This window comes from Solibacillus sp. FSL K6-1126, assembly GCF_038003445.1.
GTDB classification, from domain to species: Bacteria; Bacillota; Bacilli; order Bacillales_A; family Planococcaceae; genus Solibacillus; species Solibacillus silvestris.
Map to the genome: position 1 here is coordinate 2924837 of NZ_JBBOPD010000001.1, position 24832 is coordinate 2949668.

25 protein-coding genes and 1 tRNA gene are annotated in these 24832 nt (G+C 38.6%); 1 reads left to right on the forward strand and 25 read right to left on the reverse strand.

Features of this window, described 5'->3' with window-relative positions:
- Positions 1 to 119: 119 nt before the first annotated feature.
- From MHH44_RS14535 to MHH44_RS14605, 15 genes are all read right to left on the reverse strand, one after another.
- Positions 120 to 752, reverse strand: a complete 633-nt coding sequence (locus MHH44_RS14535) for a precorrin-2 dehydrogenase/sirohydrochlorin ferrochelatase family protein (protein WP_340798917.1) — start codon at positions 750 to 752, stop codon at positions 120 to 122.
- Positions 753 to 754: 2 nt separating this feature from the next.
- Positions 755 to 2494 (reverse strand): assimilatory sulfite reductase (NADPH) hemoprotein subunit, encoded by a 1740-nt coding sequence (gene cysI / locus MHH44_RS14540; RefSeq protein WP_340798918.1) that lies wholly within the window; start codon positions 2492 to 2494, stop codon positions 755 to 757.
- Between the two features lie 52 nt (positions 2495 to 2546).
- Entirely contained in the window at positions 2547 to 4370 is a 1824-nt protein-coding gene (locus MHH44_RS14545; RefSeq protein WP_340798919.1) for an assimilatory sulfite reductase (NADPH) flavoprotein subunit, read from the reverse strand.
- Positions 4371 to 4394: 24 nt separating this feature from the next.
- Positions 4395 to 4538 carry a YezD family protein gene (locus MHH44_RS14550; protein ID WP_014823193.1) on the reverse strand — a complete coding sequence of 48 codons (144 nt, stop codon included), beginning with the start codon at positions 4536 to 4538 and terminating at the stop codon, positions 4395 to 4397.
- 20 nt (positions 4539 to 4558) lie between these two features.
- A complete protein-coding gene (locus MHH44_RS14555) occupies positions 4559 to 5287 on the reverse strand; it encodes a sirohydrochlorin chelatase (RefSeq protein ID WP_340798920.1) in 729 nt (242 codons plus the stop codon).
- A gap of 14 nt (positions 5288 to 5301) precedes the next feature.
- Positions 5302 to 6081 (reverse strand): uroporphyrinogen-III C-methyltransferase, encoded by a 780-nt coding sequence (cobA, locus tag MHH44_RS14560; RefSeq protein ID WP_340798921.1) that lies wholly within the window; start codon positions 6079 to 6081, stop codon positions 5302 to 5304.
- 207 nt (positions 6082 to 6288) lie between these two features.
- Positions 6289 to 7107, reverse strand: coding sequence for an ABC transporter permease (locus MHH44_RS14565; protein WP_340798922.1), 819 nt, complete (start codon positions 7105 to 7107; stop codon positions 6289 to 6291).
- A gap of 34 nt (positions 7108 to 7141) precedes the next feature.
- Complete coding sequence (locus MHH44_RS14570) at positions 7142 to 7921, reverse strand: ABC transporter ATP-binding protein (RefSeq protein WP_340798923.1); 780 nt, start codon at positions 7919 to 7921, stop codon at positions 7142 to 7144.
- A 17-nt stretch (positions 7922 to 7938) separates the two neighbouring features.
- Positions 7939 to 8946 carry an ABC transporter substrate-binding protein gene (locus tag MHH44_RS14575; protein WP_340798924.1) on the reverse strand — a complete coding sequence of 336 codons (1008 nt, stop codon included), beginning with the start codon at positions 8944 to 8946 and terminating at the stop codon, positions 7939 to 7941.
- A 62-nt stretch (positions 8947 to 9008) separates the two neighbouring features.
- A complete protein-coding gene (locus MHH44_RS14580) occupies positions 9009 to 10457 on the reverse strand; it encodes an aryl-sulfate sulfotransferase (protein WP_340798925.1) in 1449 nt (482 codons plus the stop codon).
- 477 nt (positions 10458 to 10934) lie between these two features.
- Positions 10935 to 11759, reverse strand: a complete 825-nt coding sequence (locus tag MHH44_RS14585; protein ID WP_065215556.1) for a methyl-accepting chemotaxis protein — start codon at positions 11757 to 11759, stop codon at positions 10935 to 10937.
- 201 nt (positions 11760 to 11960) lie between these two features.
- Complete coding sequence (locus tag MHH44_RS14590) at positions 11961 to 13148, reverse strand: peptidase (RefSeq protein WP_340798926.1); 1188 nt, start codon at positions 13146 to 13148, stop codon at positions 11961 to 11963.
- A 134-nt stretch (positions 13149 to 13282) separates the two neighbouring features.
- Entirely contained in the window at positions 13283 to 14452 is a 1170-nt protein-coding gene (locus MHH44_RS14595) for an HD-GYP domain-containing protein (protein WP_340798927.1), read from the reverse strand.
- A gap of 393 nt (positions 14453 to 14845) precedes the next feature.
- Positions 14846 to 16297, reverse strand: a complete 1452-nt coding sequence (locus tag MHH44_RS14600; RefSeq protein ID WP_340798928.1) for an aldehyde dehydrogenase family protein — start codon at positions 16295 to 16297, stop codon at positions 14846 to 14848.
- Positions 16298 to 16630: 333 nt separating this feature from the next.
- Positions 16631 to 16972 carry an aldo/keto reductase gene (locus MHH44_RS14605; RefSeq protein WP_340798929.1) on the reverse strand — a complete coding sequence of 114 codons (342 nt, stop codon included), beginning with the start codon at positions 16970 to 16972 and terminating at the stop codon, positions 16631 to 16633.
- Positions 16973 to 17174: 202 nt separating this feature from the next.
- Between MHH44_RS14605 and MHH44_RS14610 the strand changes: the two genes are divergently transcribed.
- A complete protein-coding gene (locus MHH44_RS14610) occupies positions 17175 to 17675 on the forward strand; it encodes a nucleoside-diphosphate sugar epimerase (protein ID WP_065215551.1) in 501 nt (166 codons plus the stop codon).
- Between the two features lie 84 nt (positions 17676 to 17759).
- On the opposite strand, the gene MHH44_RS14615 is transcribed toward MHH44_RS14610, so the two are convergent.
- The 10 genes from MHH44_RS14615 to sdhA form a co-directional block, all read right to left on the reverse strand.
- Positions 17760 to 17833 (reverse strand) — tRNA-Arg (locus MHH44_RS14615).
- A gap of 173 nt (positions 17834 to 18006) precedes the next feature.
- Positions 18007 to 18507: a metallophosphoesterase gene (locus MHH44_RS14620; RefSeq protein WP_340798930.1), complete on the reverse strand. Its 501-nt coding sequence runs from the start codon at positions 18505 to 18507 to the stop codon at positions 18007 to 18009.
- A 106-nt stretch (positions 18508 to 18613) separates the two neighbouring features.
- Positions 18614 to 19207 carry an XTP/dITP diphosphatase gene (locus MHH44_RS14625; protein WP_339262650.1) on the reverse strand — a complete coding sequence of 198 codons (594 nt, stop codon included), beginning with the start codon at positions 19205 to 19207 and terminating at the stop codon, positions 18614 to 18616.
- Complete coding sequence (gene rph, locus MHH44_RS14630) at positions 19207 to 19959, reverse strand: ribonuclease PH (protein WP_339262652.1); 753 nt, start codon at positions 19957 to 19959, stop codon at positions 19207 to 19209. Before rph ends, MHH44_RS14625 begins: the two co-directional genes overlap by 1 nt.
- A 124-nt stretch (positions 19960 to 20083) precedes the next feature.
- On the reverse strand, positions 20084 to 20884 hold the full coding sequence (gene racE / locus MHH44_RS14635) for a glutamate racemase (RefSeq protein WP_014823166.1): 801 nt from the start codon (positions 20882 to 20884) through the stop codon (positions 20084 to 20086).
- Between the two features lie 16 nt (positions 20885 to 20900).
- Positions 20901 to 21344 (reverse strand): MarR family winged helix-turn-helix transcriptional regulator, encoded by a 444-nt coding sequence (locus MHH44_RS14640; protein ID WP_008405042.1) that lies wholly within the window; start codon positions 21342 to 21344, stop codon positions 20901 to 20903.
- A gap of 73 nt (positions 21345 to 21417) precedes the next feature.
- Complete coding sequence (locus MHH44_RS14645) at positions 21418 to 21639, reverse strand: helix-turn-helix domain-containing protein (RefSeq protein ID WP_008405041.1); 222 nt, start codon at positions 21637 to 21639, stop codon at positions 21418 to 21420.
- A gap of 69 nt (positions 21640 to 21708) precedes the next feature.
- Complete coding sequence (locus MHH44_RS14650) at positions 21709 to 22152, reverse strand: acyl-CoA thioesterase (protein WP_339262654.1); 444 nt, start codon at positions 22150 to 22152, stop codon at positions 21709 to 21711.
- A gap of 140 nt (positions 22153 to 22292) precedes the next feature.
- Positions 22293 to 23069: a succinate dehydrogenase iron-sulfur subunit gene (sdhB, locus tag MHH44_RS14655; protein ID WP_008405039.1), complete on the reverse strand. Its 777-nt coding sequence runs from the start codon at positions 23067 to 23069 to the stop codon at positions 22293 to 22295.
- 16 nt (positions 23070 to 23085) lie between these two features.
- Positions 23086 to 24831, reverse strand: coding sequence for a succinate dehydrogenase flavoprotein subunit (gene sdhA / locus MHH44_RS14660; RefSeq protein WP_008405037.1), 1746 nt, complete (start codon positions 24829 to 24831; stop codon positions 23086 to 23088).
- Position 24832: the final 1 nt, after the last annotated feature.

The following is a 24832-nucleotide window of genomic DNA, read 5'->3' on the forward strand; positions in this document are numbered from 1 at the left end:
ATTAATATTAACATAAATAAATATGTCTTTATCTATAATTAGATTTCTACTGCTTTACCCAGTTTTTTCTATAAATACAGAAATAAAAAAGAAGCAGTCAATTATAACTGCTCCCTAATTTATCTTTTATTTTTTTTGGGGTGATAGTATAAATCTAGAATCTTTTCCATAAAAATTGACCGTTGTATAGAATTGGAATGATGACATTCTTCCAAGCATTCCTTTAACAGAATACGCTTCTGTTCTTTTGTAAATTGACCCTCTTTCACCAGATGCCGGACTTCTTTTAAAAACAATAAATATTCCGGATCCATCCCATCAACAATCGCTGCGAATTCGTCACGGAGATTTTTGGCAAGCATCGGGCTAATACCGCTCGTCGTCACCGCAATCGTAATTTCATTTTTCTCATACATTGCCGGAAAATGAAACGAGCTATTGGCCGGATCATCGACAATATTGATCAGCTGATTGGTCTGACAGCTTTCCTTAACCCGTTGATTTACCGCTGTATCATCTGTAGCCGCAATGACGAGAAACGTCCCTTTCACATCACTTTTATGAAAGGATCTTGCAATATGCTCGATTACATCACTTTTCACAAGGTCATGTAAACGTTCCTCAAGTACCGGACTTACGACTGTAATATTCGGTTGAAAGCGTAATAACGACTCGATTCTCTTAGCCGCTATTTTTCCGCCTCCTATTACAATTACTTTTTTATTTCGTATATTGACCATCATCGGTAACATTGTCAGCTTCGCACTTCGCTCAGTCCATGAAATTGTCGGCCATCCGTTACTGCTTCTACATAACCTTTACGAATTGTAAAGTCACCGAAATATTCACCTTCGATTCGCTCTTTTGCATATTCAGAAAAAATTGGCGAAAGAGTATTTAAGATTTCTTCTTCACCGATATTTTCTTTGTAGATTTTGTTTAAGCGCTGTCCTTTAAAATCACCGCCCAAGTATAGATTGTACTTGCCGGGTCCTTTTCCGATAAAGCCGATCTCGCCCATTGCTGCGCGTGAACAGCCGTTCGGACATCCTGACATACGAATACCGATCTCGGTATCACGCAGCCCGTTATCTGCCAGTACTTCATCAATTTTCGTAATTAATGAAGGCAAATAACGTTCTGCTTCTGCCATTGCCAGGCCGCACGTCGGCAATGAGACACAGGCAATCGAATTGCGTCGCTGTGCAGAATAATGCGCACCATCAGTTATGTTGTAAGCCGTCAACAGTCTATCAATGACCGCTTTTTTCTGTGGCGTTACATCTGCAATCAGAAGGTTCTGGTTTGGAGTTAAACGAAACACCCCTGTATGCACTTTGGCAATCTCACGCAAGCCCGATTTTAACTGATAATCTTCAAAATCTTTAATTCGTCCATTTTGGATAAATAACGTAAAGTGCCATTTTCCATTTTCTCCTTTTATCCATCCGTACTCATCTCCTGTACGACTGAATGTGTACGGTCTTACTTGTTCAAGCTCCCACCCTAAACGATGATTCAGCTCTTGTTTAATAAAATCCAAACCTTTTGCATCTACCGTATATTTAAAGCGGGCCTTTTTACGTTCTGCCCGATTCCCGTAATCACGTTGGATTGTTAAGATTTTCTCCGCAGTTTCTAGCAGACGGTCCTTTGGAATATAACCAATTAAACGGCCTAATTGCGGGTATGTTTCCTTATCGCCATGCGTCATACCCATCCCGCCGCCGACCGCGACATTAAAGCCCAGTAGCTCGCCATTCTCGACAATGGCAATAAAACCAATATCCTGTGAAAATACATCAATATCATTGCTCGGTGGAACGGCAATACCGATTTTAAATTTACGTGGCAAATACAGTGCGCCGTAAACCGGTTCAACTTCTGTATCCTGTATACCATCATAAACTTTTTCTCCGTCCAGCCATAATTCATGGTATGCACGAGTACGAGGCAATAAATGTTCACTTAACTTCGCGGACCAATTATACACTTCTTCATGAAATGCCGATTGATTCGGATTTACATTACACATTACATTACGGTTTACATCACCGCATGCCGCGATACAATCAAGCAGCACTTCGTGAATTTCCTGCATATACTTTTTGACATTCCATTTCAGAATGCCATGTACCTGGAATGCCTGACGAGTCGTTAGCTTTAGTGACCCATTCCCGTACTTTTCCGCCATCTCATCCATTACAAGCCATTGTTCCGATGTTGCGGCACCACCCGGAGTTCGGACACGGGCCATAAATTGGTAAGCTGGCTCCAGCTTTTGTCTTTCTCGTTCTGTACGTAAATCCCGGTCATCCTGCAAATAGCTTCCATGGAATTTCATGAGACGGTTATCATCATCCGGAATTCCTGAACTAATTGGATACTGCATTGTTTTTTCTAAAGTTCCCCGCAAATAATTACTTTCGTCTTTAATACGTTCAACATCATTCGGTTTACCCGGCTGTGGAGGAAGTACGATTTTCTGACTCATATGCCTATCTCCTATCTCTATTAAAATTTACGGTCCATAACAAAAAAATGGGTTAATATACGTCTCGCTGATAACGTTTTTGACTTTTTAGCTCATTAAAAAATAATGTAACTTCTTCTTCCGTTTTGCCGCCCTGTTCCGCAACAATTTTGCGCAATGTTTGATCCACATCATGCGCCATATATTTCTCGTCACCACATACGTAGATGACCGCACCTTCATTTAACCATCGATATACTTCTTCAGCATTTTCAAGCAGACGATGCTGTACATAGACTTTCTGTTCTGTATCACGTGAAAAGGCTACAGATAATTTTGTCAATGTACCATCTTTCAGCCAGCGCTGCAGCTCAGTCTGATACAAGAAATCCGTAACAAAATGCTGATCTCCGAAGAACAGCCATGCATTGCTTTCGATGCCTGCTTCAGCACGTTCCTCCAAAAATGAACGGTAAGGAGCAATCCCAGTACCCGCACCAATCATAATAATTGGTGTTTGCGCATTTTCCGGCAGACGGAAATTCGGATTTTTATGAATATAAACCGGAATCTTATCTCCAATTCTAATTCGCTCTGCCACTTGCCCAGACACAACGCCTAAACGTTCACGTTCATCTACTTCATAGAAAACTTTACCGATTGTTAAATGAACTTCTTCTTCATTTGCCTTTTGACTGCTTGCAATGGAATACAGGCGTACCGGATTTTTACGGAGCTGATCAACAAACTGTTGGGCATTCCAGTTAAAAGGCCCAAAAGTTTGCACAACATCCAGCAAGTCTCGTCCATAAACATATTCCTTTAGCTTCGAATCATCCTCCAGCAATGCCTCAAGCTTATCGTTTTCTGAAAAGACAGCCAGCTTTTGCAGTAATGGCTTTGTCAGTACAGTAATTTCAAAATGTAAAGTGAGTGCTTCATTCAATGATTTAGAATGATTTTTTACCGTCACTACTTCCGAGCCTTCAAAGCCAAGCGATAATTGTAATGCAGTTACCAAATTTGCATCATTTTCAGGAAGAATTCCGACGCTATCGCCCGGTTCATATGTCAAACCGGATCCTTCCAATGAAAGCTCCAAATGCTGAGTCTTCTTATTCGACCCGCGACCATTTAAATTGATGCTTTCCAGTACTTCCGCATAAAAAGGATTATTTTTGTCATAGGCTGATTTTTCACTAGCAGCTACCGCAACCGGTATATTTTGATATTCCAGTTGTTTGCTCGGCGTATTTTGCGCCATTGCTTCCACGACCTGCCCAATCCACTGTGAAACTTGGTCATCATAATCCAAGTCACAATCGACACGCGGAACAATCCGTTTACCACCTAATTTTTCTAGTTGTTCATCAAAATCAAGTCCTGTTTTGCAGAAAAATTCATATGAGCTATCGCCTAACGAGAGAACGGAAAAAGATACATCCTCCAGTTTCGGTGCTCGCTTTCCATATAGGAAGCTATGGAAGGAGATTGCATTATCCGGTGGATCACCTTCGCCATGTGTACTTGTTATGACGAAAATATTTTTCTGTTTTTTCAGATTATTTGTTTTAAAATCAGACATTGCAGACAAAACGACCTCGACCCCCTGTGACTCTAAAGCCGTTTTCAATTTACCTGCAACTTGTTGTGCATTGCCGGTTTGCGAACCGTATAAAATGGTTGCCTCCTGTTTGACTGCCTCCAGCAATGAAACGGTTTGCCCTTGTTCTGTAACCGTTACTTCAAGCGGCTGATTGGAATCTCCTATTGTTTGTATTGCACTTAAATAACCATTTAACCAAACTTTTTGATAGTCCGTTAACGTTGGATAAAGCTCATTGATTAACTTTGTCTGTGCCTCGGAAAATGGGCTATTATGCAGATTTAACGTCAAAACTTCCACCTCGCGAATCGTGTTTTATTTCAATCTGATTTTTTCGTTTTTTTCAATTTGTACAACATGACCGTCCTGAATAACTAACGTCACTGTTCCATATTTCACTGATGCAACCGTATCTTTAATCTTCTCAATCGTTTCGTTAATATCATTTGATTTCGTCATGACTAAATGCCTCCTAATTTTCAGATGACCTCTTGCACTCTTTCCAGCAATACATTCCGAACTTTTTCGTTGTAGCCTAAATGGTTGCATAAAATTACGGAAGATGAATCAAGGTCAAGCGACCGAATTCTTTTTTCGATTCCTACACTTAAAAGTCCTGAAAACAATAAATAAGGTACAATAAAAACTTGCTTCGTCTGCTTGAATTTCAGTTCAACTAATGTCTGATCAAAAGACGGTCCTGCCCCATATAAAAAGCAAGATTTTACTTCTCGGAAACCGTAAGTTTCCTTTAGCTGTTCACTAATTCTCGCCATATCCCTTACAACGGCAATATCGCTGCTTCCTCTACCGATTAATAAAACTTCTGCGTCAGCATTAATCGGCACCTGTTGTTCAACAATTCTTTCATAAACTGTTTCAATTAATGCTGGATGAATTCCAAATGGGCGCCCGGTTGAAAAGGTTACGTGCGGATAACGTTCTTTCGCAATCTTAATTTCAGCTGGTATATCTTCATTGGCATGCTGAGCCGTTAATAATAAAATCGGGACAACCGATATATGTGTTGCACCTTGATTGACACATTTTGCAACACCTTCCAGAATATTAGGCTCGACTAGTTCCAAAAAGGCGGTTTCCTGAATTTCAGTTTCTACATAAGATTTTGTTGTTTCCAGAAACTGTATTGCCTCATCTGCGCCTTTTTTCAAGCGGGTACCGTGCCCTACATACAAAATTGCCCTCATCGTACTCACCTGCTTTACACAATTTTTTCCTTTATTCTTTTATCCTGTTGTACTGTTTGCTCATACCATGCTATTTTTTCACGTAATGCCACGACCTGACCCACGATAATCATGCTCGGATTTTTTACATCGTTTACTTGAGCAATCTCAACAATCGATCCTAATGTCCCTGTAATCGTCTGCTGTTGTTCATAAGTTCCCATATGTACTAATGCGACAGGTGTAGAAGCATCCCGTCCAAATGTTAAAAGTTGCCGGCAAATATATGGTAAATTGCCTATCCCCATGTAGATAGCTAGCGTATCTATACCTTTTGCCAAACTCTCCCATTGGATGGAATCGTCCTTTCCTTCACGCATATGTCCTGTGACAATCGCAAAACTGGAGCCTAAATCGCGGTGCGTAACCGGTATCCCTGCATAGGCTGGTGCAGCAATGCCTGAAGTAATTCCCGGCACGATTTCAAAAGGAATGCCATTTTCCGCTAATACTTCCGCTTCTTCAGCACCACGTCCAAAAACGAATGGGTCGCCGCCTTTTAATCGGGTTACCGTTTTACCTTGTAAAGCATGATGAACTAAAGAAAGATTAATATTTTCCTGAATCATCGCATGACGGTTCGGCAATTTCCCGCAGAATATCATCTGTGCGCCGCGCTTTGCATAAGATAGCAGCTCATTGTTAATTAACCGGTCATATAAAATTACGTCTGCTTCTTGTATACAGCGTAAACCTTTTACTGTGATTAAATCGACATCACCAGGCCCTGCCCCAACAATATATACTTTCCCCATTAATTTACTCTCCTTTTTAAAAATAAAAGTCCAATATTTGTATAATAAACCATATGATACATGGAAATTTTCTACAAATCAATAAAACCAAGTAAAAAAATATGAATAATTAGTTTAATAGTGCAAATTGATTATTATTTCATTACGTTAAACAGAAATAGCCTTTCATAAAAATAAGCTAAACATATTTGTTTAGCTTATTTTTTGTTACACAACTTTATAACGACCAAGCAGCTTGCGTCCGGCATATGCGAAAATACGGTCCATAATAAAGCCCATTAATCCAAGAACGACAAGCCCCACAAAAATCCAGTCTGTTTTAAAATATAGTCGAGCATTCCAGATCATAAAACCGATCCCTTCATTTGCCGCAACCATTTCCGCCCCGACAATCGCCATGAACGACGAACCCATCGCAAGCTTCGCACCTGTGAATATGTACGGTATTGTGGCCGGAATTACAACGTAAATAAGCGTTTGGAACTTTGAAGTCCCCATACTTTTAGCAGATAATAATTTATCATTTGAAATAGATAGGACCCCTGTTAATGTATTAATGGTGATGACAAAAAATGTTGCATAGACAATTAAAAATACTTTTGACTGTTCGCCAATCCCAAACCACAGCATAAATAAAGTAATGAAAGCAAGTGGCGGGATGAAGCGCACAAAGTTAATGACCGGTTCAAACAGTGCCCGCACAAACTTGTTCGTTCCAATAAGAAGTCCAAATGGTACAGCAATTAACAACCCGAGTGTCCATCCAGCCAACACCCGTAAAAAACTGTAGCCCATATAGAGAAACAATGTCCCATCACTGGCAATTTCAATCGCCCCAACCAATGTTAAATAGGGGCTTGGCAAAAACATCGGTTCGGATAACATCGATGCAATTTGCCATACAAGCAGAATAAATAACCAGCCAATCATACCGGACTGTAAAATCAATTTACCGATTCTGCTTTTTCTCTTTACCTTTACGACAGGCGCCACTTGCTGTCCTTTTTTCAGTTCAATTGTCGTCATAACCTGCCTCCTATTATTCTAAACAAAGCTTTTATTAAATCGAAAAGTCCTCAAAATGTGCCTGAACTTGCTTATAATGATTGTTAAAATCAATACTTGTTATATCACGAGGATAAGGCAGCTTTACGTCATAAGCCGTCTCGATCCGCGAATTCGGACCGACAGACATTATGCCAATCTTCTGACCTAATAGAATCGCTTCCTGAATGTCATGTGTCACAAAGATAACGGTTTTATTTGTTTCTTTCCAAATTCGTATGAGCTCATTTTGCATCGTTCGTCGTGTCATTGCATCAAGTGCCCCAAACGGTTCATCCATTAATAAGATTTCCGGCTCATTTGCCAAAACACGGGCAAGCTGAACGCGCTGCTTCATCCCGCCTGACAAATTATCTGGAAACTTTTTTGCATGGCCAAGTAAACCCGTTAGCTTTATGAAAGTATTGGCTATCTTCTTTCGCTTTTCTGGAGGCACCTTCTTCATTTTTAAGCCAAATGAAATATTCTCCTCAACAGTTAACCAAGGGAACAATGCTGAATCCGCTGACTGAAAAACGAAACCGCGTCCATCTCGGTTTTCTTCACGAGAAGTCACAATGTGCAATTCGCCAACCGACAAATCCAAAAATCCCGCAATAATATTCAGCAGTGTTGATTTACCGCAGCCACTTGGACCGAGAAGTACATAAAACTCGCCCTTTTTTATCGATAAATCTACATTTTTTAATACATATGTCGGATTTTCAATATCTTTTTGAAATGTTTTGGCACCATTCTTAATTACAATTGCTTCTTCTGTTATCGTGTTCAGCATTGCCTTTTCCCCCTTAGTTAGTAAGTTACCTTGTCTTTCAATACTTGCTTCGCCGGATCTAGATACAGCTTTTCATCTAAATTAAAATCTTCATCCAAAATACCGCGCTCCAGCAAATATCCTTTCATGTTGGATAAATGTGTATAGTCTTCTTTCGTAAAACCTAGCGTATAGTTCACTCGTTTTAAATCAAGCAGTATGTCTTCTTTTGTAATTTTCAGCTCTTTGTAGCCGATGTCCGCAGTACCTTCCGGGTTCCCCTTTACATATTCAATTCCTTGTTCAATACCTTTAAGGAACTTCCCGATTTCTTCTGAATTTGCTTCTGCAAATTTTCGGTCCACAATTAAATAGCTCGATACACTTAAATCAGGTACAGAACTCAATCGGTCGATTTCATGCACACCATCAATATTTTTGAATTTCTCTATTAAGGCACCCGATCCAATAACGACATCGATATCCCCTTTTTTCATTCCGACTATTGCTTCATCAGGAGTACTGTACGGTATATATTTAATATCGTCCTCGCTAATACTGTAGTGCTCCAAGTATTTAGCCCATTGGTATTCAGATACCGTTCCTTTTGCAACACCAATTTTTTTCCCTTTAATATCTGCCGGTACCTCTATTCCCTTCACTGCTAGAATTTCAGACAGACTGACAGAGTTGAAATGCTCATCGCTCCCTGTCAGTGATGAAACGACGACGAAATCACCTTTACCTAGCGAGTTCAGTAATGCATAATCTGCCGCCAACCCTGTATCTGCCTGCTTTGTCAAAACAGCGTTCACAGTATCGATTCCGTAGGCAAAATTGGAAAGCTCTACATTCAATTCTCGATCCGCAAAATAATTGTTTGCAGCAGCTGTCCGGATTTGGAACGATCCCCCTGCTGCTGTATCGATTGCTGCCCGAATTGTTTTGCCATCAGCATTGGCTGAATTTGCATCATTCCCGCACGCCGCTAATATTAGGACCATTACAAATAATAGCAGTAATTGTATCGAACTTTTTAGTTTCATATTTTCACTCTTTCCACTAACTAACTATTTTTATTTTTATACTAGGAATTATGTTCAAAAATTCAAGTTGTAATTTTCTTCGCCACTGTCTCATCATAACGAGCAACGCAAAGCGCACCTTCACCATAAGAAAAAGCTTCTTTAATTTCAGCAACCGAATGTGCACCGCCTTCTGCCGCATTTGGCACACGGAAATCTTTCACATCAATTGGCTTGATCTCTACTTCAACCGGTGTTTCCAATTGTGGTACCCAGTTGTATGGCACACGGTATGCGCGATAGACCATATTTGACCCTCGTTCATTTTTATAGGCAGAAATATATTCCCAAACAATTTCGTGGTCTGCCGTTACTTCAAAAATTCGGCCATTCGAACCTTCTGTAATAAGCGTATTGCCATTTTCCAAACGCTGTGCCGAACTAATATAAGGACTGTAGAATTTATAGGAATCTGTTGGCACTGAATACTTTGCTTCAAGCCCAGTATATTGCCATACAATTTCAAGTGTAATCGGATCGATTTCCAAAATGCGGGAATGGTCGCGGATTGCCACTTTATTGCCATCAACCGAGTTTGGATTCGGTGCGCCGTATCCTCCCCAGCCTCCGTTGTCAAATACTAAAACATTCCCCTCTCCGGGCAAACCTTTTGGAATGATATGTGCATGATGTTGTCCGATAATCCATCCTAAATGTTTCGTCTCCGGTGTGTCATAATCCGGACCAAGTTGCCATACGATTTTCCCTGTCTCTTTGCTTGTAATTGCGATAATATTTGCCTCACGCGCATCCCAAATAATGTTGTCCGGATGAAAACGCTCATCTCCATTATCATAATGGTGGTTCGGACCAACTAATGAAATGGAATTAATGTGAAGCCAGTCGCCTGAATGATTACCAAAGAAACGTCGATTCGGCTCCTCGTAAATCGCCTTTTTTGCTTCATCACTAAAGTTTAGCTCATCGAAATGCTCATGTGCATTCCATTCCCATACGATATTACCTTCCCAATCGACCTCAATGAATGCATCATCCAATAGTGGATGTTTGGAGATTTTTTCGTTGACTACATCACGGTGAACCAAAATCAATGTATTGCCGCCTGTTGTTTGTGGCTCCTGATCTGGTGCCGGGTACCCTACAGGACTGCCCGTACGTTGGTAGTCATGGTGTGCTCGTGCATACCATCTTGCTTCCTTGCCCGGATCTTCAATATATTGATGTTTGTCAAATTTCCATACAACATTACCTTCAAAATCAATCTGGACTAAATCGCCCTCATCCTGGAAGCCATACTGCGGATCACGATTAAACGTATGCCCTAGAACAAAACCACCTGGAAATACTTTGTTCGGGAAGCCGCGTAGCCCTTTCCATAAATGAACTTCTTTCCCATTCATATCAATCAGTAATGCTCCCTCATTTGCTGCTTGAAAAATTGTAAAACCGCTTGCCGCCTTCTCTGGAATGTAAACTGTCGCTCCTGTAGGATGAATTGTTGGATTTCCCATATATATCGCTCCCTTTTCATTATTTATTTAAGTTAACCGTTTATTTGACGTTCAAGTGCTATTCAAACATTGTTGATACCCTCTTTTGTTTAGTTTCCTCCTTCCAAGACAACCGCTTTTAACAAAAGTTAAAATGAAAAGGCACTAAAAATACAGCCTCCTCCAATATGTTTGGTGAGAGGAATGTATTTTTAGCGCCTTTAGTTGTCTAATCAGCACTTTATTAAATTTTTCTTTAAAGGAGCAGTTTATTTATCCAATCCCTAGTAAACTACTTAACTTTAAATGTATTAACAGTATCGTACCGATTTAATTCTTATTCGTCAAGTAGGTTTTTAGAATAATTTAAAATTTCAGATATTTACAGCATTTATCGGGGAAGACCGCTAGATAAAACAGCATGATAAAGATGATACACGTTTTAAATAAAACTAAAAGACATTCTCCCATTATGAATGTCTTTGTTTTGTCGTAATATTATTTAATAACCCCTTCAAATTCTTCAATAGTCTTACTAAACTTTGATTGAGTTTCTGAGACGGTTCTTTGTAGATCATCTGTTATTTTACTGACTTTTAAAGCTTCACTTGTAATATTTTCTATGTTCGTATTCACATTTTTAATGGCATGATCAACATTGCTGGCCAATTTCCGAACTTCATCTGCCACAACTTTAAAACCGCGTCCCTGCTCTCCTACACGGGCTGCTTCGATTGCAGCATTTAAGGCAAGTACATTCGTTTGCATCGAAATATTACGGATAATTTTAGTCGTATCAGTAATCAAATCAATTTGTTGCTCCAATGATTTTATTGCTTGTATTTTTTCCATTGAATTTTCAACAACAAGATTTACTAACTCTGTTGGCATTTCCTTTAATTGAGAAGTAATTTTTATTGTGCTATTTTCCCGCTCTGTAATATTAGTTGCAATTTTAAGTACAGCTTCTACTTGCCCTTCGTCATCCATAATTGGAATATAGGTAGCCTCCAACCAAAGTAGATTCCCCGTTTTCCCAACCCTTTGGATTTTACCCTGATACTTTTCCCCTTTACCAAGACAATCCCATAATTCTTCATAGGCACTGCTGTTTCTGAAATCAAGTGTACAAAACTCTTTATGTACCATCTTTTTCATTTCACCTACTGTATATCCTAATGTTTTAGCGAAATTTTCATTTACCCAAATAACCTCTTTGTTTAGGTTAAATTCTATCATGGCCAAATTTGATTCAAGTGCAGTCAATACAGATGTTTCATTTAAAATTTGTGTCGTGCTATTGTTAGGCGGAAAAGTTTTCATCTTGTAGAAGCTCCCTTATGAAGAATATTTTAGTTCCATTATAATAGGAAATTACTCCTACAGCAAAATATTTAACTCCCATTAAATTAATTTTTTTATCTTAGATTAGGTTGAATGTCATATGTTTGGAAAATAACTTATTTTATAAAAAAAAAAAATGCCCCGCAGAGCATACCTGCAAGGCATTTTATAATATATACGCTAACTGTTCTCATGCCTTTGCTTATTTGCAACATACATCAGCAGAACAAGCATGAGCATTGTCATGATCAAAAATGAAATGGCATCCCAAAACGCGGCACGATCGCCTGTTCCAAGAAGATTTAAATAAATAGTAGTATAAGTGTAATAAAGCTGTGGTACAAAATACAACACGGCCAAAATTAATGTTAAAACAACTCCCACTATGTAAAACACACTATACAGACGGATCAAGTTCCATTCTCCGTGGAACATCTCTTTATTAATTTCCTCATCTTTTCGTCGTTTCTTAAATCTGGAGTTCAAATAGATTTTGCCGTTTTCCATCAAGTTATAACAGCCTGTTATATTTTCCACAACATAATAAACATCGGTTTTCATATAGAAACAGCATTGATAGATAAATTTAATGAAAATATCCAAAACGATGATCCCGAGAATTCCTATAATGCCCGCATCCGGAAAAAGAAGCATTGCACCAAGTGAAAGGAAAAGAATTACTTGCTCAAAGGACAGTCCGGCAAGGTACAGTATATTTCTCTTTTTTGGATCGAGCTTCCAAGCTTGAGTGAGGTCTGTTTCAAAAACAATAAATATCAGCCGATTTCCAATACTTAATTTAGCCGGCAAGTCATGTGATCGAATGGCAAGGATATGTCCAAATTCATGTATTAAAATTAATAATAAAGATATAAATAAATAGCTAATAATATTCAGCATCATAGAATCAAAGAGAAATATATCTTTGTAATGGGGGAAAAGATTCGGATTCAGTATGAGCATGACGATGTTCGCTACGAGCAAAAGCAAGTAGATCTTGTTCATCACTCCATTAAAAAATATGCGCCCCACCGAATGCGGAATCCATAGGAAACCACCCGAACGTGATGTGGATTTAGACTGCTCTTTCTTAACGAGTACACCATCCACTTCTTGAACAAGTCCTAACTCCAACAACTGTTCTACAAAATCGACAATATCCACTTCTTCATCTGGATATGAATTTTTTAATGCATGTTCAATTGAAACGAGTTCCTCACCTTGTTCCAAACGTTTGATGGCATCCACACCTATCTCAGGCAATTCAAAGAAATCCTCGGAAATCGGCTCTTCTACAATATAATGTTTTTTATCTTTTCGAATCGATAACGGATATAGCGTTATTTCGGATTGCAAGGATACCTTCACCGTATAGCCCCCTCTACAAATTAAAATAGGATGCTATAATTATAGCATCCTAAGTATGTACTCACTTATCTATTTGGAAGTAAAAAACACCACCAGCAAGTAACTTTTATTTTATTCAGTTTACGAATTTTCATTTATTTGCCTCCTCTCATGTCCATACCCTTATGATACATTTTTGAAATTTGTATCCATTGAGGATATAACTGTTTAAATAATTCTATCAGTTGTGGGTCGAACTGATTTCCTTGTCCATCAAGAATTCGCTGATGGGCTACTTCAAATTGAAGTGCTGGACGATAAGATCTGGATGAAGTCATTGCATCAAAAGCATCGGCAACCGCCGTAATTCTTGCTAAAAATGGAATATCATCTCCAGCTAGTCCATCTGGATACCCTTTTCCATCCCATCTTTCATGATGATGATAAATGACATCAATATTATCGGCAATTCCATCAACGTCTCGAATAGCTTCCGCGCCAACAACCGGGTGTGTCTTAATTATATCATACTCTTCATCTGTCAAACTACCAGACTTTGTCAAAATCGAATCCGGTATATTAACTTTTCCAATATCATGTAAGAGACAAGCATAATAAAAATTATTTAATTCGGAAGGTTTGAATTTCCCAGTGGCTTCTGCCATATTCATTGCATATGCAGCAACTCGTTCACTATGTCCTCGAGTATAAGGATCTTTTAACTCCAGTGTAGCAATAACTCCTTTAACGATACCTTCTAATTGTTCGTCGTATGAATACTTCAATGCTTTAATATAATTTAAAAAACGCAGAAGAATTAAGAAAGAGATAAATGTAAGAACTATTAATATACTAATTGGAAATAATACCAATGGAGCTTTAATAAATATACCTACCAATATATATTTTAATAATAAACCAAAAGAAATATAATATGTAAACCTTTTACTCACAAAGATTGGTGAGAAAAGAATAATTACAAGTTCTACTAAGTTTCCACTAGTATAGGCAGGCGTATTATCTTTATAAAACAATATATCTGAAAATAAATTAGTAAAAAAATAACCGGAAAATAATATGTACTTAACAAACCCAGTTTTTTCCTTTTTGATTAAATAAATTGATACAGGGATGATCGCTACCATAATTCCATATTTGACAAACATAAAATTATGCCATACATCATTTGCGCTATCATCATACCACGGAAGTAATGGGAAAAGGTTAAGATAAATTATTTCATATACAGAAAATACCACATAAAATAACCATAAAAATAATATAGTTGAACGTTTTTCTTCTTGTAACAATGATGTTTTTTTCATTTTTTACCTCACAATTTAATTACCAATTAATAGACCATATGCTCCACATTCGATTATAGCACGAGAATATAAATTAGTTCTATATGTCTATGATTTAAATTTCTCATTTTTTTATTTATTTACTCTTTTAACCATAATACATTCACTTTGTACCTAGATGTTTTTAAATTAGAAATTTATTTACTACTATTTCAATAAGACTAACTTAACAATACCCCTTTATACCATACAACTCAATTCCTATTTTTTCATTTTTAATATTTTAAGTTCTTTTAAAAATTTTAAATAAGAGTAAAACTAAAGACTCATTGTAAATAAAGCACTTTACCAATTAAAAATATAAAAAGACCTAATCTTGAATTATGATTAGGTCTAGTCTTATTACTTTCAATATTAAAACGGATACTCTCGAGGGTCTGTCTGTACTGAAATCCATTTTGTCGTTGTAAATTCATGGATTGCCCATTCACCACCATATCGGCCTAAACCTGATGCTTTCTCCCCACCAAAGGCAACAATCGGTTCATCATTGACTCCCTGGTCATTAACGTGAATCATTCCCGTTATAATCTGTTTCGCTACTTCAACGCCATGTTCAGTTGTACCTGCATGAACAGCACCGCTCAGTCCATAGTCGCTGTCATTGGCAACACGAATCGCTTCCTCTTCACTATCTACAACAATAACACCTACAGCAGGTCCAAAAATTTCTTCCTGTGCTATCGGCATATCATTTGTTACATTTGTCAAAATAGTCGGAGCCAGCACATTGCCTTTTACTTCCCCTTTCAGGGCGTATTCTGCTCCTTGCTCGATGCTTTGATCAATTAACTTTTGAATCCGTTCAATTTGTTTATGATTAATAAGCGGACCTACTACAACATCATCATTTTTTGGATCCCCATATTTGATCTTGGATGCTCTATCCACAAATGCTTTTAGAAACGATTCGTATACCGGGCGTTCAACAACAATCCGATTCAGCGACATACAAATTTGTCCGCTGTTTAAAAATTTACCAAAGGCAGCAGAAGCAGCTGCTCTTTGCACATCAGCATCTTTCAAAACTAGCATGACATTGTTTCCGCCAAGTTCCAGAGCGACACGTTTCAGGTTTCTTCCACAAAGCTCCCCAATATGGCGCCCTACCTGTGTAGAACCGGTAAAAGAAATAATTTGAGGAATCGGATGTTCAACAAATGCATCTTTAATTTCTGATGAGCTGCAAACCGTTATATTTAGTAATCCTTTAGGGATACCAGCCTCTTCAAAAATTTCACCTAGAATGAGTCCGCCTGATATCATCGTCTGCAAATCAGGTTTAAGCACAGCCCCATTGCCTGTTGCCAAAGCAGGAGCAAGGGAACGCATCGTTAAATGAAACGGGAAATTAAATGGACTAATTATCCCCACTACCCCAGCAGGATTATGATATACCCGGTTCTCTTTCCCAGGAATAATGGATGGCATTATTTGTCCATGCATCCGGAGAGGAAACGTAGCAGACTCTTTCATAATACCAATTGCGCCACTAATTTCAATATTCGCTTTTGTATGGGAAGCCCCATTCTCCTCCACTAAAATCTGCACGATTTCTTCTCTACGTCGCTCTACAATTTGTGCAGCTTTTTCTATGATTGCTTGTCTTTGATAGGCATTGACCTGCGCCCATTCTTTTTGTGCATCTTTGGCAGCCTTATATGCCTCATCTATGTCCTGTTCATTTGCTAACCGGATTTCTGCAATCGTTTCCTCATTGTATGGATTCTGATCAACGTAAACTCTTTCGCTGTTTCCTTCTCTCCATTCACCACCAATAAACTGTTTGTTCCATTTTTTATTCATAGGTACCTTCCTTTCCAATTAACGCAGTTTACTCAAGATGCCATGCTTCTTATTTGAATGCATGTCCATATAACTTTAATTACCCTTGATTCGCCAATTTATTACCACAAATATCTGTTTCTTTTATTTATCCTATAACCTAAGCATTTTCCCACGTTAGTATAAGTGAAAATCTTCACAATATACGTGTGTTATGGATACATTTTGAAATCCATCTCCACATAATGTATAAATTATATTCAAAAAAGCCAAGAAAGCATGTCTTCACAGCGTTTTCTTGGCTTCTTGCCCCTTGATTTCCAAAATAATGTTTACACTTTTGCAAAGGTTCCGTTAACTATGAGCCGAACGGTTTTTACTTTCCATCAACTTAATGTATTCATCAAAATATACCTTTTCTGCATTTGAAGCTCTATCTAATGAATTCATAGCGCGATGCCACAATGGATAAATAGGTTCAAGTTCAGTTAAATCATTAATTTGGGAAATATCCTCTTTTGTTAACTTTAAACTATATGATGCAATGTTTTCATGTAACTGTTCTTTAGTTCTTGCAGACAAAACAATTGAATCTACATTCGGTCGATCACGTAACCATGCGAGAACAACTTGTGGTACCGTTACTTTATGTTTAGAAGCAACATCTTGCAATAAATCGATTAGATTATAAAACAAATTGGGATTTTTGCTCCCTATTAAATAAAACATTCTACGGTTAGAACATTGCTAAGTTCCTGTTGCGAAGGTCGAAGTAAAAAAATAGTTGATTAGTTTAAAATTACGGGTAAGAAATATAGGAGAGTTGTTGCAAATGGGAGCGATGAGCGATTGAGCTTCCCCTTTGCTTTCAAAGCCAACGATGGAAGGAGTGTTTTAGTTGAGTAAAAAGAAAGAAATCAAAAAATTAAAAGATCATGCATTTGCAGATCTTTGTTTAATCGAAAAAGAATTTCAGCAAATTGTAAAAAATACTTCGAATAAAGCTGGTACTTTTAAATGGCTGGAGCTATTAAGCGATTATGAATTGGAGGAATTTTACGGTCGGCGCAGAGACCGTAAATACGCTACGCTCACAGTTGAGTTATATTCATTAATTGAACAACTATTAAAAGACATTTATAAAGTTATTTTCAAACGTAAATATAGAAATAAATCGGATAACAATATAATCCTTGATTTAGAGGAACAGTTGGGTGATAACTTAATTTTTAAGAATAATACTAAATTATTGGCGAATCTCAGAAGTTGTATTGTTCATGAAGAATTCTCTTTAAAGGCTGCAAGAAAGAAAATAAACATTAAAAAGAAAAATAGAATATTATTTAAACAATTGATGAAAGATGTTGATCTGTATATAGAAAATATAAAGCTGAAATAAATCGGGCTTTCTTACGTAAACAACTATATTAAGGAAATAAAAAACCGCCAAACTTGTTTAATTCAAGTTTGACGGTTTTATGTACGTCCCAGGAGGGATTCGAACCCCCGACCGACGCCTTAGAAGGGCGTTGCTCTATCCAGCTGAGCTACTGAGACATGTTTTTCATCACCAATTGGTAATTAAGACATTTTTTATTATATGGTACATTTCATTTAAAGTCAACAATCTAATTCAAAAAAATTATTATTTAACTAAAATAATTTTCTGTTCTCTAAATTCTGCATTAAAAAAGTGAAGTCCTCTTTAAATCAAGACTTCACTTTGATAATTAACGCTCATAAAATAATTCATCAATCAAATTATTATTATCATCATAACATTGTAATGTAAAATGCGTTGGAGTTGTTGTAAGTGTGACAAATGATTTTTCTTTTATCCGTCGAGGCTTCAGTAAGCTACCCGGATTAATAAATAAAATGTCATCGATATATTCCGCGCCAAGTATATGTGAATGACCAAAACATACGATTTGTGCGCCGACTTCCTTTGCGCGGTAAATCAGTTTCATCGGAGAGTTTTTCACATCGTATAAATGCCCGTGTGTCACATACACACGATCTCCATTTACCTGAAACAGCATCTCCTCCAAATAGTTCTGGTCATGATCACAATTACCTTTCACACACTCTATCCCTTGCATAAGAGGATGCGCATACGGCAATTCACTATAGCCACAATGGATCACTTTATACGCATCTGGATGGTAGCCCTTTACACGTTCAATGATTTCCTCGTCACCATGTGTATCACTCATAATCAATAGCTTCATTCGTATCCACATCCTTTACATTTCTATTCTTAGTGTGACAGCATTGAAATAAAAATTCAATCGTTATTAAACAAATTTTTACAATTTCCAACAATTGCCGGAATTGTTATTTCAGAAATTCCGCTAACTGCAATGCCAGTTTACGAATGGCATTGCCTCGGTGTGAAATGGCCCCTTTTTCTTCGGCAGACAGCTCAGCCATATGCTTTTCCAATGCAGGTACATAAAAAATCGGGTCATAACCGAATCCGTTTGTTCCCTTCTTTTCAGATGCTATCATGCCTTCACATGTGCCAAATACCGTTTTCGTTTCCATATTCGGACCTGCAATCGCCAATGCACAGCAGAAACGGGCTGTACGCTGGTCTTCCGGAACATCCTTCATGTTTTCCAGCACTTTCACCATATTCGCTTCATCGTCATGATCACCGGCATATCGTGCTGAATACACTCCAGGCTCACCATTTAATGCATCGATCGCTAAACCGCTGTCGTCAGCAATTACGATTTGACCGAGCATCTTCGCTAATGTTTCCGCTTTTAAAATTGCGTTTTCTTCAAAAGTCGTACCTGTCTCTTCAATTTCCACATCTGGAGCAACCTCAAACATTGTGACAACTTCATAGCCGAATGGTCCGAATAGTGCTTCAAAGTCTTTCGCTTTTCCTTTGTTCTTTGTTGCGATTACTACTTGTTTCATTATGCTTCCACCTTTCCAATCAAGTTTGCGGTGTCACCTAGTGCTGTTTTCTGCATCTCGATTAGCTGCGCAATCCCGGCTTCTCCTAAATCGAGCAATTCATTTAGTTCTGAGCGGCTGAATGTCGCTTCTTCGCCTGTTCCTTGTAACTCCACAAATTCGCCGGCACCTGTCATAATAACGTTCATATCGACTTGTGCAGCTGAATCTTCTACATAGTTTAAATCCAAAACTGCGCCAAAATTTTCTAGTTTTCCGACACTAGTTGCAGCTAAATAATCTGTTACTGGAAATTTCACGAATGGCTTGTCAACGCCTAATTTCGCAATTGCCTGTGTCATCGCTACAAATGCACCTGTAATCGATGCCGTACGCGTTCCACCATCTGCCTGAATCACGTCACAGTCAATCCATACCGTTTTTTCGCCAAGAGCTTCTAAATCAACGACAGCACGTAATGCACGGCCGATTAAGCGTTGAATTTCCATCGTGCGGCCACTTACCTTCCCTGCAGAGCTTTCACGACGTGTGCGTTGCTCTGTAGCGCGTGGTAGCATGGAATATTCAGCCGTAATCCAACCTTTACCTTGTCCACGTAAAAAACCAGGTACTTTTTCTTCAATCGTTGCAGTACAAATCACCTTTGTATTTCCAACGGTTATTAATACCGAGCCTTCCGGATGCATTAAATAATTATTATCAATTTGAACTGGACGTAATTCATTCACAGCTCGTAAGTCATGTCTAGTCATTCGTGACCTCCTCAATTTGTTCGCGCACTTATCTTATCACAATTTAAGGAGTGTCTAAAGCAGAAAAGCAAGACATAGAAGGAAAAAGCTCAAATTAGACAAAATGCCTAATCTGAGCTAACAACTATTTTTCGAATGTAATTTTACGTATATCCAATTCACCTTTTTCCAGCCAACGTTCTGCTATGGAACGGAAAATCGGCACGGAACCAGATGCATGCAGAATATGCTTAGGCGGTTCTTCATCTGTTCGTAATTGTCCTGTATAGCTTAAAATCGCTTCGACATCTTTTGCCGTTTCTTCGGCAGATGACAGGACATGAACTTGTGAGCCTACTGCTGCCTCAATTTGCTTTTGTAAAATAGGATAATGTGTACAGCCTAAAATGACTGTATCAAATCGCTCATCTTCAAGCGGCTTTAACCCTTTCGCAACGAGATCATACGAAAATTGGCCTTCGTATTCGCCACTTTCAACGAGTGGCACAAATGTAGGACAGGCAAGTGGAATTATTTTCGCTTTTGTCGACAATGATTTCACCGCTTCTTCATATGCGCCACTTTTGATCGTGCCTTCTGTCGCTAATACGACAACTTCATTGCGCTTTGTCTTTTTTATGGCCGCTCGTGCCCCTGCATTAATAACTCCTAAAACCGGAAATGGCATATGTTTTTGCAGACTTTCCAATGCAACGGCAGTCGCAGTATTACATGCAATGACAAGCATCTTCACATTCATCTTTTCGAGCGCTTTTGCCATCTCCCATGTAAAATTGCGGACTTCTTGCTTTGTGCGTGGCCCGTAAGGACATCGCGCCGTATCACCTATATAATATATTGTTTCATTCGGCAAAAGCTCCATAATCGCTTTTGCCACTGTTAATCCGCCAACTCCGGAATCGATAACACCAATTGGGGCATTCACTTGTACCGCCTCTATCCTATTTCATTAATAAATGTAGTTTTTGTAATGTTCTTGATAATTGTTCAAACTCTTCTGCGTTAAATTCCTGTGTAATATCCCGCAAATAATTTTGACGCTTAAAAATTACTTCTTCGATAATTCTTTCGCCTTCAGGTAAAAGATGAATCCGTACAACACGTCGATCATTTTCGTCACGTACACGCTGTACCAATTCATTTTTCTCCATCCGGTCCACTAAATCTGTTGTTGTCGAAAATGCTAAATACATTTTCGTCGACAAGTCACCGATCGTCATATCTCCTGATTCATGCAACCATTGCAATGCAATAAATTGCGGAGGCGTAATCGTATAATTACTTAAAATTTCTCGACCTTTTTGTTTGATTAAGTGTGAAATATATCTCAGTTCTTTTTCCAGGATTGCTACAGATTCAGAGCTATGTGTGCTGTGATCTTTCATCTACTCCATTCACTCCTCGATGCGTTTCATAGTTCTATTTTGAAGTTTTTTTTATAAAATAGCAAGCATCGAATCAGTAAATTGACAATTCCTGAAGTCTCAAAAGCTCAAGAATCGCTTGCGTACGACTTGATACACCCAGCTTTTGAATCGTATTGGAAATATGATTACGAACGGTTTTTTCACTAATGCCTAGCTTCGTTGATATTTCCCGTGTTGAATAGTCCTTTATTAATAGCTCAAAAATCTCGCGTTCTCTTTTTGTTAACAGCGAACGATGCTGCGGACGATTCATTTTGCAACACCCTCCTATCCTCTTCTTTGTACATTATGTCGAAAATACAAAGCAGGTGAGGGCATTTAACTATTTCCCAAGCAATAATTTTTTTTGCTCATCCAGTAGAGGGACACCTTTCCCCGTGTCACTGCTCAATTGTACAAGCGTTCCGCGCCCCGTATAGCATACTTCATCTTTTTCATTTTTCACCAAATAATGCAAATCAATTGAAGACGTGCCGATTGATGCCGTTTTAACAAAAATTGTAAGTTCTTCATCAAAGAACACTTCTTTCAAATAATCGCACTGAATGTCTGCCACAACGAGCATATTTCCTGTTTCCGATCCAGCAGTAAAATTATATCCTAATGCTTTAAAATATTCGATACGTGCATACTCGAAATAGGCAAATACTTTTGTATTGTTTACATGCCCGTACATATCTGTTTCTGAAAATCGTACCTTTACCTTTGTAGAAAATGAAAACCCTGCCATCCACTCTGCTGCATCCTGAATATATGTAGCTCGCATAAAAAATTCCCCCTTTGTCTGATTAGATCATCATCCCCTGATAATGAATACCCATTCATTATAGCATAATTTGTCAGAAGCAAAAAGCGATCAAAACAAAAAGACCCTCACCGAAGTGAGGGTCAATTATATTCATTCGATTAGTCAACCATGTGGTCAGAACCGAAGAAGTTTTTGAACATTTGAACTGTTGTTTCACGGTTAAGTGCAGCAATAGATGTTGTTAAAGGAATACCTTTTGGACAAGCAGCTACACAGTTTTGAGAGTTACCACAGTTTGCAAGACCACCGTCGCCCATAATTGCATTTAAACGCTCGTCTTTATTCATTGCACCAGTTGGGTGTGTGTTGAATAAACGTACTTGTGATAAAGCAAATGGACCGATGAATGATGCTGATTCAGACACGTTTGGACATGCTTCCATACATACACCACAAGTCATACATTTTGATAATTCATAAGCCCATTGACGTTTGCGCTCTGGCATACGAGGACCTTCGCCTAAATCATAAGTACCATCGATTGGTACCCATGCTTTAACTTTCTTAAGTGCGTTAAACATGCGCTCACGGTCTACTTGTAAGTCACGGATAACCGGGAAAGTTTTCATTGGCTCTAAACGAATTGGTTGAGTTAACTTGTCTACTAATGCTGAACAAGATTGTTGCGGACGTCCATTGATTACCATTGAACATGCACCACAAACTTCTTCCAGACAGTTCATATCCCATGATACTGGAGTCGTTTTTTGACCATCAGCAGTAACAGGATATTTTTGAATATGCATTAGAGCAGAGATAACGTTCATACCAGGACGGTAAGGAACTTCGAACTTTTCAACGCGTGTAGCACCATTCTCATTGTCTTGACGAACGATTTCTAACTTAACTGTTCTACCAGTATTTACTGTTTCCACTGTTTAGTTCCCCCTTCTACGCTGAGTAGTCGCGTTTACGTGGTGGAATTAACGAAACGTCTACTTCGGCATAAGTAATAATTGGTTCGCCCGTTGCCGGATCGAACTTCGCCATAGTTGTTTTTAAGAAGTTTTCATCATCACGTTCTGGGAATTCAGGCTTGAAGTGAGCCCCACGAGATTCGTTACGTAATAATGCACCCTTAGTCATAACTTTAGCTAAATATAGCATGTTCTTTAACTGACGAGTGAAGTGAGCACCTTGATTCGACCATTTTTGTGTGTCGTTAATGTTGATGTTTTCCCAACGCTCTTGAAGTTCAGTTAATTTCGCATAAGTTTCTTCTAATTTTGCGTTTACACGTACAACAGTCATGTTGTCAGTCATCCACTCACCAAGCTCTTTGTGTAGCAAGTAAGCGTTTTCTGTACCATCCATATTAAGGATAGCTTCCCATTTTTCTGTTTCTTCCTGTACGCGACGCGTGTAGATTTCTTCAGGTAAATCTTCTGCATGCTTTTTAAGTCCTTTAATGTACTTAACAGCATTTGGACCAGCAACCATACCACCGTAAATCGCTGATAATAATGAGTTCGCACCTAAACGGTTTGCACCGTGTTGTGAGTAGTCACATTCACCTGCAGCGAATAAACCAGGGATTTCAGTCATTTGGTCATAGTCAACCCATAATCCACCCATTGAATAGTGTACCGCTGGGAAGATTTTCATCGGTAATTTACGTGGGTCATCACCTACGAATTTCTCGTAGATTTCGATAATACCACCTAATTTAATATCTAATTCATGAGGATCTTTATGGGATAAGTCTAAGTATACCATGTTTTCGCCATTAATACCCAACTTTTGATTTACGCACACGTCAAAAATCTCACGTGTTGCGATATCACGTGGTACTAAGTTACCGTAAGCAGGATATTTCTCTTCTAAGAAGTACCAAGGCTTACCGTCTTTATACGTCCAAATACGTCCACCTTCACCACGAGCAGATTCAGACATTAGACGGTTTTTGTCGTCTCCAGGAATCGCTGTTGGGTGAATTTGAATCATTTCACCGTTTGAATATGTTGCACCTTGTTGGTAAACAATCGATGCTGCAGAACCAGTGTTGATTACTGAGTTTGTTGTTTTACCGAAGATAATACCAGGACCACCTGTTGCCATAATTACAGCATCAGAACGGAATGAGCGAATTTCTTCAGAACGTAAATCTTGTGCTACGATACCGCGGCAAACGCCTTCGTCATCAAGCACCGCACCAAGGAATTCCCAGTGCTCATATTTCGTAACTAAACCAGCTACTTCGTGTGCACGAACTTGCTCGTCTAGGGCATATAATAATTGTTGACCAGTTGTCGCACCAGAGAATGCTGTACGGTGCATTAACGTACCGCCGAAACGACGGAAGTCAAGTAAACCTTCTGGAGTACGGTTGAACATTACACCCATACGGTCCATTAAGTGGATAATACCAGGTGCTGCATCACACATACCTTTAACTGGTGGTTGGTTCGCTAAGAAGTCGCCACCATAAACTGTATCATCAAGGTGGATCCATGGAGAATCCCCTTCACCTTTTGTATTAACTGCTCCGTTAATTCCGCCTTGTGCACATACAGAGTGTGAACGTTTAACTGGAACCAACGAGAATAATTCAACTTCAGTACCAACTTCAGCTGCTTTAATCGTAGCCATTAAGCCAGCAAGACCGCCACCAACGACGATAACTTTACTTTTTGCCATG

What these genes read in the sequence shown, in the direction of transcription:
- MHH44_RS14620 (WP_340798930.1), bottom strand. Translation starts at nt 18,507, where the DNA reads ATGAAGCTATTGATTATGAGTGATACACATGGTGACGAGGAAATCATT.
- cobA (WP_340798921.1), bottom strand. Translation starts at nt 6,081, where the DNA reads ATGGGGAAAGTATATATTGTTGGGGCAGGGCCTGGTGATGTCGATTTA.
- MHH44_RS14595 (WP_340798927.1), bottom strand. Translation starts at nt 14,452, where the DNA reads ATGAAAAAAACATCATTGTTACAAGAAGAAAAACGTTCAACTATATTA.
- MHH44_RS14600 (WP_340798928.1), bottom strand. Translation starts at nt 16,297, where the DNA reads ATGAATAAAAAATGGAACAAACAGTTTATTGGTGGTGAATGGAGAGAA.
- MHH44_RS14570 (WP_340798923.1), bottom strand. Translation starts at nt 7,921, where the DNA reads ATGCTGAACACGATAACAGAAGAAGCAATTGTAATTAAGAATGGTGCC.
- sdhA (WP_008405037.1), bottom strand. Translation starts at nt 24,831, where the DNA reads ATGGCAAAAAGTAAAGTTATCGTCGTTGGTGGCGGTCTTGCTGGCTTA.
- cysI (WP_340798918.1), bottom strand. Translation starts at nt 2,494, where the DNA reads ATGAGTCAGAAAATCGTACTTCCTCCACAGCCGGGTAAACCGAATGAT.
- MHH44_RS14575 (WP_340798924.1), bottom strand. Translation starts at nt 8,946, where the DNA reads ATGAAACTAAAAAGTTCGATACAATTACTGCTATTATTTGTAATGGTC.
- MHH44_RS14640 (WP_008405042.1), bottom strand. Translation starts at nt 21,344, where the DNA reads ATGAAAGATCACAGCACACATAGCTCTGAATCTGTAGCAATCCTGGAA.
- MHH44_RS14645 (WP_008405041.1), bottom strand. Translation starts at nt 21,639, where the DNA reads ATGAATCGTCCGCAGCATCGTTCGCTGTTAACAAAAAGAGAACGCGAG.
- MHH44_RS14585 (WP_065215556.1), bottom strand. Translation starts at nt 11,759, where the DNA reads ATGAAAACTTTTCCGCCTAACAATAGCACGACACAAATTTTAAATGAA.
- MHH44_RS14650 (WP_339262654.1), bottom strand. Translation starts at nt 22,152, where the DNA reads ATGCGAGCTACATATATTCAGGATGCAGCAGAGTGGATGGCAGGGTTT.
- MHH44_RS14550 (WP_014823193.1), bottom strand. Translation starts at nt 4,538, where the DNA reads ATGACGAAATCAAATGATATTAACGAAACGATTGAGAAGATTAAAGAT.
- rph (WP_339262652.1), bottom strand. Translation starts at nt 19,959, where the DNA reads ATGACTAGACATGACTTACGAGCTGTGAATGAATTACGTCCAGTTCAA.
- MHH44_RS14565 (WP_340798922.1), bottom strand. Translation starts at nt 7,107, where the DNA reads ATGACGACAATTGAACTGAAAAAAGGACAGCAAGTGGCGCCTGTCGTA.
- MHH44_RS14555 (WP_340798920.1), bottom strand. Translation starts at nt 5,287, where the DNA reads ATGAGGGCAATTTTGTATGTAGGGCACGGTACCCGCTTGAAAAAAGGC.
- MHH44_RS14535 (WP_340798917.1), bottom strand. Translation starts at nt 752, where the DNA reads ATGTTACCGATGATGGTCAATATACGAAATAAAAAAGTAATTGTAATA.
- MHH44_RS14580 (WP_340798925.1), bottom strand. Translation starts at nt 10,457, where the DNA reads ATGGGAAATCCAACAATTCATCCTACAGGAGCGACAGTTTACATTCCA.
- MHH44_RS14625 (WP_339262650.1), bottom strand. Translation starts at nt 19,207, where the DNA reads ATGAAACAAGTAGTAATCGCAACAAAGAACAAAGGAAAAGCGAAAGAC.